We start from the raw sequence: 14,477 nt of genomic DNA on the forward strand, positions 1-14,477 counted from the left end.
GTTAAACACTAAATAGTACGATTATATGGTATTTAGTAAAGCTATATTACATGTTAGCTTTGCCTCAGAGAAGCTTTTGTAACTTCTGTGCCTCTACAGGTGTGACAATTTTGGGTTAAGTAAATTTCTTCTGCTTCTTCTTATAATTGATTACACAATCTATATATGTTCTGGAAGGCGAACTCTTACGTCTAAACTGTGAGAAATACTTGAGTATGTGTAGGTAATAGGTAAGATAGTTGACTAAATAATCCAAAATCAGCTAACGGTAGAATTTATTATTATAACATAATACTATTGAAGTTTATTGCCTCTCAGCTTTTATGCCTGTGTGTCTATGTAGTTTCATTCAAGGCACTCTTCAATTAATTAGCATAATATTAAAGTACACTGTTATGATTAATTCTAAACCTAAAATTTCTAAAGCTCATTTAGAAAGAGATGTAGTGACGCTTGTGCTTACTATTTTCATGTCTATCTACATCATTGAAAACGTTGTTTATATAGGTGCTGACTGGCTTATTCTGTTAAATGTGGTTGTTCTTGGCGCAATGATGATCTATATCAAGTCTCAGGCGCCAATCAAACTGTCAGAAAAGCGGAACCTACAGTTAACCAGGTTTATCAAGGCCTATGCTGTTCTTCTTTCTTTGGCAGCACTTCTGTACTTATTTAAGCCTTTGTTGTTTCTGACTTTGTTCCCTGACACGAATATGTTCTTAGCCTTTGTTTTAGGTTTTCCAACATTAGGGGTTCCGTTGAATTTAATTGTTGGTGCTGTCTTGAATAAAGTTAAATTGAATACAGAGAGAAGGAAAACTACATTAGTAGCTGGTGTAGGAAACCTTGCCCGCAATGTAGAGCATGAGCTTTATGGTCATGATATAAAAGGATACATTAAGGTTAAGAAAGAAGAGTGCCTTGTTAAGCCGGAGAAGGTAGTCGGAGAGCTCGAGCAGATTCATGAATACTTAAAGGATAACCCCGTTGATGAAATAGTTATTGCCATACCGGTTAAACCTTCCAAAAAAATACGTAACATCTTGATGGCTGCAGATCATTATGGGGTTAGAGTAAAGTACATTCCAGATTATCAAAACTTGTTCGGCGAACACTATAGAACTAGGCGCTATGGGCACTTAGAAGCTGTTCACGTAAGGCAGTTACCTTTGGACGGTACTGTAGCGTCGTTGTTGAAGACTAGCTTTGATAAAGTGTTCTCCTTTTTAGTGCTTCTGGCACTCTCACCCATATTCCTTGTTTTGGCCATTCTAATAAAGTTTGACTCACCAGGTCCTGTATTTTATTGTCCTATACGAATAGGGCGTGGAGGTAAGCCATTTAAGTGCTTTAAGTTTAGAAGTATGAGAGAAAGTGACAGCTGTATAGGAGGGATTCTGTCTACTCAGCAAAACGACCCAAGAATAACAAAATTAGGTAGGATCATGCGCAAGTATAGCATTGACGAATTACCTCAATTTTATAATGTTCTTTTAGGAGACATGAGCGTGGTAGGGCCAAGACCTCATAGAAGTCATCTAAATAGGCAGCTGCAGGAAAGTGAAGATAAGTATATGATAAGACACTACTATAAACCAGGTATTACTGGATGGGCTCAGGTAAATGGCTGGAGAGGCCCCACTGAGACGAAAGAGCAAAAAAGCCAGCGTACTCTTCACGATCTCTGGTATATGGAAAACTGGTCAATGAAACTCGATTTTAAGATTATTTACATGACAATTTTTAGCCGTAAGGTACATAGTAGTGCATTTTAGAGTAAAAACAGGCTTATGAACTAGATCTACATATTAATGTTAAAGTCAAAGGCTGGGCCACCTCACAAGTAGAGGTGGCCCAGCCTTTGACTTTAACATCTGGTAAAGATTTATCATTAAAGCTATAGGTGGCATGTTTAAAATAACACTTTGAAGTGTTGGTAAACTGCAACGCTATCTTGGGTCTAGTGGATCAGACCGAAGTGATTTCACATTGACATTCCCACCGCTAAAGCAGGTGGGATTCTTGGGCTACCTCGCTACTGCGACTGTATATCTCCCAAGCTGAAACGGTCTGCCCGACCGCCTTATTTCTTATATTACTAGCTGCGTTCACATCCCGGTGCAGGGCATGTTTGCTGCAGCAAAGGTAACAGCCGGCAAGTGCAGGCGGTAGAACATAGGGTAAGATCTAACCCAACAAAAGTGAAGGGATGTCGCACCACATCCAGAGCGTCTTTGCCCACATCGACGCCAAGGTTCTGACAGAGTAAATTCTTCATAGCTGAAAGGGGTTTAAGTGGACAAAAAACATTCATCTTCCGGGCCTACACTCACTCATGCCTGCGGATGGGGCAGCCGCTAGGTACTGTCCAGGCTTTTAAGATAAAGAGAAAGGGAAGGGCTTTCTCCTTCCCTTTCTGTTGGCTTACGTTTAAGAGCCTGATAAAATTGAACTTACGCTTATACTGCCAAAGATATGAGTGCGAGGGCTTTCTTTGGCATTTACTCGTAAATATAAAAAAACCGCACCAGTTGATGGAGCGGTTTGACACTGTTTGGTGTAGAATATTTTAATTCTGTTCCCATTGCCAATTAGAGGGGTGTATATCCTGAAACTTCTTGTCAAAAAGCCTTAAGGCTTCTTCTTTTGTATAATGACCTAACCGTACATTAGGCCAGCTGTCTACCTCATCCCTTCTAATCATTACTGGAAACTTAGGTGGGCCAAATTGTATCGGCACCTTTTCGTAACCTAAAGCCTGTAGAGCTGTAACTCTATGTTTACCGCTACTTACTGAAACTCGGTAATCTCTACCATCTACAAAAAAAGAGGCTTGGATATGTCCAGCGCTCATCTCATCTGGTCTGTAACCGTTCCTTTTGATCGAGTTGTAAATCTGTACCAGTCTATTGAAGGTTATTTCCCCGAATCCCTCAGAAACTGGGCCTCTGCTAATATGGCCAAACAAGTTTTTCTCTGTAATATGAAGTTCTTTTTTGACTTTCAGAAAACCCTTTCTGTTCAATCTGGCTTCTGGTAAGTTGCTGCTTTTCTTCGGACCGTAGTCCCATGGAGGAGCTAACTCTCTGCCATGTTTGTCTAAAGCTACAGCATTGGCCGGTTGCCATTTGTTATAATAATCTTCTAAAGGCGATCCTTTGTAGCTGGTGCAATTACCCTGATCGTATGCAATAAGGGTTTGTACAAATGGATTGTTAGGGTTACTTCCCGAGAAATCTATAGAAAAGCATTTACTGATAGGAATATCCATAACAAAGGGTCTTCCTTTTGAGCGGTAAAGTGCTTCTACGGGATCAATACTAGTACCGCTTAAATCAAAAAGCACATTGGATAATGTACTGCGATTTAGTTCCAGCCCAAAGCTATTCAGAAACATATTAGCATAATAACTTGAAGTTTTGAGCATGTTCATATTAACTCGAAGTAAGGTTAGTTCAAAGATTGAAAAGGTTAAACAGTGAAGTCATAAAAATGAATCAATCAACTACCAGCATATGCCCTCGTAATTTGGGAGGCATTCTATAGCCGAAACTCTAACTAAATCAATCACAGCATCCTTTTCTTTCAGAAGGTCATAATAGGGGGCTATTTCAAGGTTTTTATGGGTTATGATCACTACATCATTGTTTAGTAGTGCCTCTTCCAAATTCTGAGTAATTAGCTCTGAGAGGTGGGGCAAGCGTTCATTTATGAACGCTTTGTTAGCACCTATAAGCTTAGATAACCGCACATTTTCATCATAGATGGTGATCTGGTATCCTTTACCAATCAAGGTTTCAGCTAAATCAACTGCAGGGCTATATCTTAGATCATCTGTGCCTGCCTTAAAGCTGAGCCCTATGAAGCACACCTTCTTTTTACCTGTTTTGGCCACCATTTCATAAGCCATTTTCTTTTGATGCTCGTTCGACGCATCAATGCAGCCAAGTATAGGGGTGTTAACATAGTGATCATGGCCTAGTGTCACAAGCCCCTTTAAATCCTTAGGTAGGCAAGATCCACCATAAGCGAAACCAGGTTTAAAATATGCGGTTGAAATATTGAGTCTGGTGTCTTTACAGAAAAGCTCCATTACTTTATGAGAGTCTATAGACAGCGCCTTGCATACATTTCCAACTTCGTTGGCAAAGGCAATCTTTAAGGCATGGTAAGAGTTATTTACATACTTTATTAGCTCAGCGATTTTAATGTCTGTTATCTCAACCGGTGCGTTGAGACAGCTATAAAGTGAGGCAACCTTTTCTACGGCTTCTTCATTGTCACCACCAATCACCGTTACCGAAGGGTGGTAGTAATCCTTTACCGCCGAGCCCTCTCTCAAAAATTCCGGGTTAGACACAATAGAGAAGCTTTCCCCTCTATTTTTGCCTGAATACTCTTCTACTATTTCACCAAAGCGCTGATTGGTACCTGGTAAAACTGTACTTCTGATAACGATTGTATGAAAGTCATCTTTCTCTTTTAGAGCTTGACCAATCTGCTCAGCAGTTTTATAGATGTAAGATAAATTTAAGTGCCCGTGAGGGGAGGAGGGGGTTCCTACACAGATTATACTGATGTCTGTATTGATTACAGCTTCATCAGCACACATGGTGGCTGAAATTCTACCTTGTTCGAATCCTTCCTTAATGATAATATCAATATCCTTCTCCAGGATAGTTGGCACACCCCTGTTTATAAGGTCTACCTTAAAATTGCTAACATCAACGCCAACTACGTTATGACCGTTTCTAGCTAAACACCCTAAGCTTACACAGCCTACGTATCCAAGTCCAAATACTGAAATGTTCATGTTCTTAATTTTTATAGATGTTGATCTGTTCCTTCATAAAAACTATCATGTCATCCCAGCTTTCGAGTAACATATCTCTTGTGCTTAGCTGAGCTTCCTGATCAAAGTCCTTGGTAATGGTTTCGTTGATAAACGGTACTGCTGATTTTGCTGGTAAATGTTTTAGCACCTGTAGGCCCATCAATATTTCATTAGCCTTCATCTTCCTGATACCACAGTACACGCTAGGTACACCAAGCATGGCACCCTCTCTTGCCATACTGTCACCAGAGGAGATAACCAGTTTAGAGTAGTAAATAAGGGAGTGAATGTCTCCGACAGGCTCCTGCAGAATAATCCAGTTCTCAGGGAATTTGTGTGCAATGGTTTTATCTTCTAATGATAAAACAACTTTGGCACCAGAGTCTATTTCATTCGAGAAGCTGCAAACAATAGCGTCCTCCTGATCATAGTAGTTGAAGGACTTATTGCTTACTTCTCTTACAAATACATACTCGTGAGGCTTAAGATCATACTTATGAAGTATGTCAGTACTTGGTTTAAATCTTGCCGGGCTTAAGTAACTCCATTCTTTTAAACAATTGAAAATAGATGTTTTCTTGTCTTTCTCTACTATAGGAGGGAAGAACAACTGATTTGAAAACTGAGCATTCAATTTATTGACTTTGCCTCTCTCCGGGTCATCGTAAAACTGTATAATCGGCACACCTGCTATTTTACAGGCAAGTGCTAAAGGTATACTGCTTGCTGCAACACAAATATTATACTTGTTCTTTCGGATAAGTTCGAGGAATGTTAGCGTACGTTTGATGTTACCATCCCATATGATTGACCATTTTGTACCTCTACTGCTGCCCACTGGTATAGTTCTGAACCCTTCGTATTCGCTCTCTATTATTTTAGGTAGTTTCCCCCTCTGAAGATAACAAACGGTGATATCCCACTCATCTGCTTGCAGTTCTTTTGATAAGCCTTTAAATAGGTTGAGCTGGGCAGGGTGTTTGATGTCAAATAGTATTTTCATAGTGCATGTAGTAGCAGTTTAACAAGCTTTCGCAATTAAGCTAGGATAGGGTTTGACTGTAAATGTTAAACAGTTTGGTCGATATAAGTCGATTGCTGAAGGCTTCAATCACTGGCAACCTGTTCTTGATCCTTGGGTTAGTCTGAGAAAGGAAGTGCAGGCACTTAACATACTCATCTACTTTTTTAGGAATGATAAAGCAGTTGTCAGCAGTTGAGCAGATTGCTTTCACATCACCTACATCATTTGAAATGACCGGGAGTGAATTAAGGATTGCTTCTTTAACTACTTGAGGGCTTCCTTCTGTCTTACTGCACATAATAAGGGCATCTGCAGCCTGCATCAGTTTTGTAAGCTCCTCCCTTGTATATCCCTTCAACTCAATAAACTTAATTGATTTATCTGAAACCCTCTTTAAATCATCAACCACTTTAAAGGCAAAATCTGGGTCCTTCTCTTCACGAGTGAAGCTTGATGAGAAAAGTATAACGAAATCATTATTTCCCCAGCCATAATGCTTTCTTGTGCATTCTCGGTAATTAAGCTCTATATCGGTGTCTACGCCACAGGGAATAACAGTGCAGTTATGACGGAAATATTTGAGCATCTTCTCTGACACAACTATATTGTGAGAGGAGAAACGGGCAGCAAATAATGAAATACGTCGTTCTGATGCTTTGTTTATGTCGCTGCCGTGATATGTTACTATAATCTTGATACTTTTAAAAAGTATCAATCTACTGATTACTGCAACCAGCGCTGACAGACCATAGTGCACATGGATGATGTCTGTCTTATTCTCTTTAATATAATCTGCTAATTGATTTACAGCTTTCAAGTACCCCAATACTCCACCACTTCTTATCAAGAAATGTTCTATCTTGACACCGTGGTTTTTGGTAAGGGCTGCTGCCTGTTCTTCTACAAATGGATGTGGTTTGTCTGAGTTAGACCTACTTATGTATAATACCTCCATACGTTCAAATCTTATATCTTATTGGTGAACAGTAGGTGCATAGCTTGTTACTACACTCTTTGCTTGGCTGCTGTGCCCATAAGCAAGTGCTTCTCGATAGACAGATTCGAAGGATCTGCCCATTTGTTCCAGTGAGAATTTCTGGTAAATTATTTCCTGGCTCCTTTTGCCAAAGGATGCATATTTTGCTGAGTTGCTGAGTAGGTCCATCACCATGTCTGCAACCTCTTGTGCAGAGTGGTTTGATATTAAGTATCCGTTCTCGTTATGGTAAACAAGCTCTTTCGTTCCACCTTCCTCATTAGCTATTACAGGTTTTCCGAGGGCCATATATTCCATTATAGAGTTAGAGATACCTTCTCCGTTCATTGAGAATAATACACCTATGTCACATGCATTTACTAGAGCTTCCACATCATTTATCCTTCCAGGCAGTAGTATTCTGGAATTACCTTTGACTCTCTCCAAAAGCTCTTTATACTTAGCATCATCATGACTTTGACCAACTCCTATAAAAGTTACATCAGTTCTTCTCTTGGCAACTATCTCTGCGACCTCACAGAACAGGTCGTAGTTTTTGTTCGGTGAAACGGAGGCAGACATAACAACAGCATGCCGGGTAAGAATATTATACTTTAGCTTGATACGCTCCGGGTCTGGTAAGTCAACGAAGCGAGATAGGTTGATGCCATTATAAATAACGCGGCTTTTTTCTAATGGCGGTTTAAAAGAATCTAAGCCGGCTTTAGAATTAGAAAGTATAATTTTTGAACCGAAAAAATTGAGTTGGTCAATCAACCTGTCAGTAGACCACTTGTTAATACGTGGTGGAGCTGAGGTTATTTGACTGTTTATTATTGGAATTCCGTATCTTAAGACAGTTGGAAGTGTATAAAAAGTCTGCATGCGCCCCCAGGTATGAATGAGATGTGGGGAATACTCTTTACATATTTTATAGAACTGGTAAAAGACTGTAAAGTCATTTTTCTTCCACAGTTTTGGTAAAACCACATAAGGTACACCCAAGTCATAGAAGGAAGGATAATGTATTTCATCCTCTGTTAGTACAATTAAAAAATCATAGGCATCGTCCTCCTTTAGAAATGTTAGAAGCTCAATCAGCCGCCTCTCTTTACCTCCAGATCTCATGCTACCAATAAAGATAAGTACTCGCGTCTTCTGTACATTTAAAGTCATATAGTAAGCTCTGTTTTTAAGGTCTTGTACTATGGAATTCTGTTCTCAACCATGCTGAAAGTGCTGTGTGAGGAGGTAATGACGATGTCCTGCAAAGTTGCTTCACCCAAAGTGGGTGCACTCCGCGAAGTAGAAACGGCACCCACTTTACACCTAACAACTCTGCTAATCGCACTCTATGGTTCCCACCAGTACCGAGGCACAACTTGCCTTCTCGGGTAACATGTAGCCTCATTTCGCTTATGCTAGATTTACCTTGTTCTTTTTGTGTGAGATAGCCTTTTCTGTGCATCGACTTATAGGCAGCAATGAGCCTCTCGAAATACTTTTCTACTTCCTCAATGCTTCTACAGCCTTGAGGTGGGGGAGATACTCTTTGTTTTATAGCTGATATCATCAGTTCGTACTGTGGGGTTTCACTGTAATGCTGACCCTCAAGAAACATGGCTCGAACTGTTTCATGTATATCCCACTTTTTCGTGCCTTTGGGGACAGACTCGAAAATGGATGGGAGGGGATAAACCTGCGTCAAGTCCCAGTCGCCTCCCATACACAAGCGCCCATGTGGCGGGTATGCAAGACTACCGTGCAGCTTAATGTTCTCAAGTTTAGTCCAGAAAATTAATGGCTGTTTTGGTGCTGGCAGCAGCTCTATCTGTATTTCTACTGGGGCTTCTTGTAAAAGTGATACTTGGTATTGCAATGCATAAGGAAGTCTGCTAAGAAACCACTTGCCTGTTATGAGCTTGTTACGGACAGGCCTAGGAATAGCTGATTTCAGTAATGATGTATCCATGCAAGAAGCGTTGATCTTAAACTTGTTCTACATTCAGTTATGTATAAATTAATTTAGCTCCAAGAAGCTCAGTAGTTTATTTGCCAGCGTTTTATACTCATGGTTTTCCTTTACATAAGCCAGCACATTACTTGACATTTCTTTGTAGGTATCTGGTGTTATTTTGGAAAGCTGGTTCTGTAAACTTTCAGCATCCTCGTAGACCAAGCCTAGCTTATACTTAGAAATGATCGAATCCGGATTTACTTTGTGACTCGACAGGATTGGTGTTCCGGTAGACATTGCCTCTAAGAAGGTGTTGCTGAACCCCTCGTAGTGCGATGTGTTTAGCAGGAATTTTGCCTTCGATAAAAATGGCAACACCTGCTCTCTGCTCAGGAAGCCTACAAACTTTACATTTTGTAACTTCTCTAGCTTCCTTAAGTACAGTTTGGTCTCGTCGTCACATTTAGATGATTCTTTACCTGCCACAAAAAACTGTTCATTAGGTAAGCTTGTAGCGATTTCATAAAGAAGTTTCAGGTTCTTCTGATACTGGTACAGGCCGAGCCAGGCGATGTAGTTTCTTTTTTCTGGTTCAACAGGTGCCTCAGTAGCTTTCAGAAAAATAGGGTTTGCCAGCTTGATAGTCTTTTTATGAGGCAATTCCTTCTGAATGACTCCCAACTGGTATTCATTCTGGCAAAGTATACAGTAGGAAAGTTTTAGCCCTAGCTTTTGAAAAAAACGATGTGCCTTTGAATAATTAAGTAATATTCTGTCATCCAGAAGAAAGTCATTTGAGATCCTAAGCACATATTTAATATTTAGCTGATGGCAGATCATGCCAATGAAAAACGATGTCCAGCCAGGGATTCCCTGATACAGATAGTCTGGTTTTGTTAGCTTAATCTTATTGTAGATGTATGGCAGGCGGTAGTATACCCACCTTATCCAACGAATGCCTTTCTGTTTATCATAGAGTGGAACAATCTTTAGCTCTTTGCACTCCTCTTTTAAAATACCGTTCGGGTTAGGTGTTGTGATAATATGTACATCCTGGCCTGCTTCAGACAAACCTCTTATCCAACCATACGCTTGCACAGCAGCTCCACCTGATGGTTTTTCTTCATGCATTAAAATGTTTATAAGCTTATCATCATAAAACATGAATTTGGCCATACAACAACACAATTAAAGGGTGATAAAATGAGCGCTAGAAATGATACTACTGCATATAATATTTATATATACGCGTAATTATATCACATCGGTTGCCTAAATGTGTGATATTTTGATAATAAATTTATTTATATATAGTCTAGGTGTATTTTGTAGACAAAAAGTAGAGTAGATCGAAACTATCTTCTTGCTTGCGCCGAATGTAAGTATCATCAAGTTTTTTCTCTTGCTAGCCAGAATTTTGCCTCTTTATACATTGGTCTAGATGTTATTAACAGCATGATGGTTGAAAGGGGCATCCGGTTCAGAAAAACAAATACCTCCATTTGGCCATTGACAGTATGGTGTATTTAGTAGCATTTTCAATTTCCCTGCTTTTCTTTTGAGGAGCACCGTAGGCATACCGTATAGCAGCTGTAATGGCCTTGCCTGCAATGAACTCATTTCTGTGGAAATCTCCTTCTGCATATAAGCCCAACCACAACTTGTGGGATGAATCTATCTGCCCCCTGCGTTGATCAAAGGTACTCTCCCTGCTGTCGTAGGCGGCCAATACTGTTGGGTGAATGCTATTTTATAGTTTAAGGCTATTTTACCCAAGTTAAGTTGTCTTCTCCTATCATTCCTTCTGGAAATCCACCGATGGTTTCTACTACATGACGTCTTACTGGAGTGGCCGATGTGCGCATGATGTGATGCTTGACCCTTGCTTCAAAAACTTATCAATAGCTCCTTCTGCCAATGCTTCACATTTGAAAGATACTTTGTTAGGACTAAGTACTTTATATGCAGTTGTGAAAGACACCTTGTCGAACTTTGAATTTCTTATTGCCAAATTTCTGGCCTTAGAAACACCCTTGTTTTCTTATACATACACTTTTATTCTAGGGTCGCGGAATGACTCTACAATTTGAAGGCTTTTTATTTGTAGTGCCATCATTCACAACGAGTACCTCATACTCCTTCCGTGTCTGGTTGAGAACAGACTCCATGGCAGAAGCGATGGTTTGCTCTTTATTGTATAGCGGAATTATAAAACTAAACAAAGGAGATGATTACATTTCATTTTCAAAGCTTGGCGAGCATACTATTAATGTAGCTGACATTATCGCCTATGGGCTTTTCTCCATCCACATTTAGAACCTTAACATTAGCCTCCCGTGCTTTCTCAATTATGAGATTTAGCGTTTGCTGCCACCTATCTATGTCTTCCATAAGTCCAGCATCTTCTTTTCCTACATGAGATGCATGTATTTTCTTTCTGCCTCTCAGCCTCTCAAAAATTACTTTTTTGTTAGGTGTATTAATGAAAATGATAGCATGCGGTAAGGGTAACAACGATAGGTAGGTACTAAGTAAAACGTTCAGATACTCCTCATTGTCATGGACAAAGAAGGACTTTTGTAATAAGCCTTCATTAACGATACAAAGTTTAGAGCTTTCTTTCTCCAGTATTGCCTGGTACCTGCAAAAGTCGCAAAACAAGAAGTAAGCCGACCGAAAGCGCTTGTTTATTTCTTCATCTTTGAAAATACGGGTGTCAGAAAGCTGATCCCAATAAAAGTGTGCTAGGTTAGGGTTATTGCTAACAAAACGTAAGCCATACTCTGCTTTTATACTTCTTGTAATTTTCTTCCCCAAGAGCTTTTTAGCATAGTACTCAAACCACCTTCTAAAATCCTGTATGTTTGGTTTTTCAGGCAACAAGAGCGTGTCTTGGTAGACCCAGTTGGCACTTGGGGTCCAGGTTTTGCATAATGACTTATATACTGTAGATTTGCCTACCCCTGGAGGGCCAATAATCTCAATTATCTTCTGGTTCATTTTGCTATAAGCGGTTCAGGGTTATGTAGCCTTAACTGCATTTAAACATGTATGAAATTTGTTTATACTAAACTTATAGCTTAGTTTATCCAGTATCAAAGGTGCTTCCAAATCTGCCTCTTTACCTCCAGCAGCACCTGGTCATACGGCTTGCTCGCATCCAGGTCAATTACTTTTGAGTTTCTGAATGTGATCTTGTTTATGTTATTACATTTTTGTTGAATCATGGCAAAGTTGTGTTCCGGCTTTCGTTTAAAGGCTACCTCAGGTGCTACGAGCAGCCTGAACACTAAATCCACACCTTCCTCGGTTACCTTATTGTAGAGTCTCATCTCAACCTGGGAAGACCAATTCAGTTTCTTCCTTTGAAGCCTTGGGCCGTCATTGATTCCTAGTATATCTTTCTGAGGAAATCTGTCGCAAATAATGATGCTGCCCTCTCTACTCAATTCTCTAGCTGTATGCAGCATGTCAGCCTTTTGCTTTATCATCATAACATGGTAAAAATCACCAGCCAGCTTTTTAAGTAGACGGGAGAGTTTGTTCTTGCTTGCTATCACATCAGCCTTTGAAAAGTGAAGTTGATCATAGCTTCTAATAAAAGGCTTCTTACCCATATAGAAGTAGTGGGTATCAATCTTGAAGGTGAGCCACTTGGTTATGTCGTTACTAAGTGTACTCTTACCAGAGCCATCACTACCAATTAGGGCTATCACTTTACCACCATTATGCATCGTTTTCTTGAGCTTTAATGGCTTAGAGAATTTTGAGTAAGATTTGGCAGATTTTAAATAATACTTATATAAGAGGAATCTAAATGATGAATAGACCTGGCTTCTCTCTTGTGTGGCTGCTATTTGCTGGTAGAAATACCGGGAGAGGTACTTAACTTCAGTCAGGTCTCCTTGTCGCACTATTCTTTCTAATCTATCATCAAGGTTGTCCGGTAGCTTGAGTTTTAGCTTTTCGCACACATACTCAAAATCCTGGGGCTGAGCTTTGTTTAGCAGATCAACTACCTCATTATGTTTTTCATGGAGTAAATCAGCTTCGGCCTGAGGCTTATTTTTTACTTTTGTCCAGATTCTGATGAAAAGTATCGTTGCCTCTAAGGCTGGTACCGGGATAGGCCAACCTGTTAGTTCATCAGTTTTAAGAAGGGTGAAAAACTCCTTTATCCAGGGTAAGGAAAGGTATAGGCCATAACGGATCGCAACCACAAGAGCATAGTGTGTGTGTAGATGCAGTAGCGTACCGGTTTCATAGTCAAACCCTATCCAGTCTTCTACCATTGGGTACACATTCCATGGTTGGCTTTTCAGTTTTTTAAAACCGAGTTTTGCCATAGCAGACTCAAAGGTGTGCTGGTCATCGGGAAATATGAGTAGTTCAATATCGGTCTTCCCCACCAATGCCTCCAGTAAATGGTTGTTCCCTTTCCAATGAGCAAATCTGATATTGCTGTTCTTTAACTCAGTTAGAAGCCTGAGAGACTCTTTTGTTATGTTAGCTTGAGCGATCATAAACTGCTATCAGTATGGTTAACTGTGAATTGCTTGTGTATCTATCTTGGTAGTAGCAAGTGATTTTTGTCGTACATTTGGTTCCATAACCTCGCTTTCTGTTTGAGCCTCCTCAGCCTCTGCTTCTTTCTTAGCCAGCGGTAGCATGAGTACAAGGTAAAGCATCATGGTTGCCCCAATCTCAGTGTAGCGTCCGGTTATAGTATAGATCATGAATGACAAAGCGCAGAAGATAATAGTCAGCATGTCGGTTCTTGATTCTGCTGACCTAAAAGATCTTTTGAATGCCGAGAATACCATTAGCAGGTATAGAAAAAGACCGATAAAGCCAGTTGAGTGGGTGATGCTAGTCAGGTCCCCATGAAGACTTCTCTCTTCCAACACACCTCTACCATAGTTGCCCCAGCTGTTAAACAGCTCATACCCGATCAAAGGACTATAGTCGCGGTAAACGAACATATCTTTGTAAAGAAGCTCATACTCAAAGAACCTTTTCTCTTCCTCAAGCTCCCTTTCGTCAAGCTTTCGAAGCTCGTATCTTTCTTTGAAGTGGTCAGCTAGGTCTGTGGTAGTAACAATGGCAAGCCCCAGCATCAGGGCAAGGCACCCAAAGGCAAAAAAGGTCTTAGCCTTCTCTTTTGTAAGAATAGTAAGGTAAGCTATGCCTATACCCATGGCACTTATACCCATCACAGAACGCCTGAGGCTTAACATGATAAATGAGAAGGTAACGGCTAAGATTATCAGGTTTAACACTTTCTTGTGCTCAATAAAACCTAAGGTGACTACGAATATGGAGAGCGCAATAACGTTGAAGCCTTCTGCGATTATGTTGCCGTACAGAATACCACTCGTGATACCATACATTTCTTTTGGAGAATAGCCTTTAACTGTAGAGACCAAAGCGTTCACTATAAATAAAGCTAGTATGATCATGGCAGAGGTGTTTAGCTCTTTAAATATGACATCCCTGCTATACTTTCTATAAATAGCACTGATTGCAGGAATGACAGTTAAAAGCCAAAGTATTGAAAACACATAGGGGCGTATTAGTACCAAGTCACTTGACCGTGGGAGTAAGATCAATATGTATAAGAGTAGAATGATGGCAGGTATATTATTCCTGTAATAGGAGGGGTTTCTATAAATGATAGAGAATACTA

General features: G+C 40.1%; 13 protein-coding genes. 1 reads left to right on the top strand and 12 read right to left on the bottom strand.

All coding sequences use genetic code 11. The features are described 5' to 3' along the window. The first annotated feature begins 395 nt into the window (after positions 1 to 395). Positions 396 to 1,775 carry an exopolysaccharide biosynthesis polyprenyl glycosylphosphotransferase gene (locus PKOR_RS16535; protein WP_046312194.1) on the top strand — a complete coding sequence of 460 codons (1,380 nt, stop codon included), beginning with the start codon at positions 396 to 398 and terminating at the stop codon, positions 1,773 to 1,775. 323 nt (positions 1,776 to 2,098) lie between these two features. Here PKOR_RS16535 and PKOR_RS24820 read toward each other — a convergent pair whose 3' ends face one another. The 12 genes from PKOR_RS24820 to PKOR_RS16590 form a co-directional block, all read right to left on the bottom strand. Next, complete coding sequence (locus PKOR_RS24820; protein WP_148561729.1) at positions 2,099 to 2,278, bottom strand: hypothetical protein; 180 nt, start codon at positions 2,276 to 2,278, stop codon at positions 2,099 to 2,101. Between the two features lie 291 nt (positions 2,279 to 2,569). Next, positions 2,570 to 3,427: a ParB N-terminal domain-containing protein gene (locus tag PKOR_RS16540; RefSeq protein WP_148561730.1), complete on the bottom strand. Its 858-nt coding sequence runs from the start codon at positions 3,425 to 3,427 to the stop codon at positions 2,570 to 2,572. A 78-nt stretch (positions 3,428 to 3,505) separates the two neighbouring features. Further along, positions 3,506 to 4,813: a UDP-glucose dehydrogenase family protein gene (locus PKOR_RS16545; RefSeq protein ID WP_046312198.1), complete on the bottom strand. Its 1,308-nt coding sequence runs from the start codon at positions 4,811 to 4,813 to the stop codon at positions 3,506 to 3,508. A gap of 4 nt (positions 4,814 to 4,817) precedes the next feature. Then, a complete protein-coding gene (locus PKOR_RS16550) occupies positions 4,818 to 5,837 on the bottom strand; it encodes a DUF354 domain-containing protein (RefSeq protein WP_046312200.1) in 1,020 nt (339 codons plus the stop codon). A gap of 40 nt (positions 5,838 to 5,877) precedes the next feature. Beyond that, entirely contained in the window at positions 5,878 to 6,813 is a 936-nt protein-coding gene (locus PKOR_RS16555; RefSeq protein WP_046312201.1) for a glycosyltransferase family 4 protein, read from the bottom strand. Between the two features lie 18 nt (positions 6,814 to 6,831). Beyond that, the gene (locus tag PKOR_RS16560) at positions 6,832 to 8,010 is read right to left on the bottom strand and encodes a glycosyltransferase (RefSeq protein ID WP_071843163.1); all 1,179 of its coding nucleotides are present in this window, start codon (positions 8,008 to 8,010) and stop codon (positions 6,832 to 6,834) included. A gap of 16 nt (positions 8,011 to 8,026) precedes the next feature. Continuing rightward, complete coding sequence (locus PKOR_RS16565; RefSeq protein WP_046312202.1) at positions 8,027 to 8,806, bottom strand: hypothetical protein; 780 nt, start codon at positions 8,804 to 8,806, stop codon at positions 8,027 to 8,029. Between the two features lie 48 nt (positions 8,807 to 8,854). Continuing rightward, positions 8,855 to 9,922, bottom strand: coding sequence for a glycosyltransferase family 4 protein (locus PKOR_RS16570; RefSeq protein WP_235336660.1), 1,068 nt, complete (start codon positions 9,920 to 9,922; stop codon positions 8,855 to 8,857). A gap of 929 nt (positions 9,923 to 10,851) precedes the next feature. Beyond that, positions 10,852 to 11,013: a glycosyltransferase gene (locus tag PKOR_RS26135; protein ID WP_084694823.1), complete on the bottom strand. Its 162-nt coding sequence runs from the start codon at positions 11,011 to 11,013 to the stop codon at positions 10,852 to 10,854. A gap of 22 nt (positions 11,014 to 11,035) precedes the next feature. Continuing rightward, on the bottom strand, positions 11,036 to 11,791 hold the full coding sequence (locus tag PKOR_RS16580; protein ID WP_046312208.1) for a hypothetical protein: 756 nt from the start codon (positions 11,789 to 11,791) through the stop codon (positions 11,036 to 11,038). A gap of 95 nt (positions 11,792 to 11,886) precedes the next feature. Next, positions 11,887 to 13,314: a hypothetical protein gene (locus tag PKOR_RS16585; protein ID WP_046312210.1), complete on the bottom strand. Its 1,428-nt coding sequence runs from the start codon at positions 13,312 to 13,314 to the stop codon at positions 11,887 to 11,889. Between the two features lie 18 nt (positions 13,315 to 13,332). After that, positions 13,333 to 14,250 carry an O-antigen ligase family protein gene (locus tag PKOR_RS16590; RefSeq protein ID WP_148561731.1) on the bottom strand — a complete coding sequence of 306 codons (918 nt, stop codon included), beginning with the start codon at positions 14,248 to 14,250 and terminating at the stop codon, positions 13,333 to 13,335. Positions 14,251 to 14,477 lie beyond the last annotated feature (227 nt).

The organism is Pontibacter korlensis (assembly GCF_000973725.1).
GTDB classification, from domain to species: Bacteria; Bacteroidota; Bacteroidia; order Cytophagales; family Hymenobacteraceae; genus Pontibacter; species Pontibacter korlensis.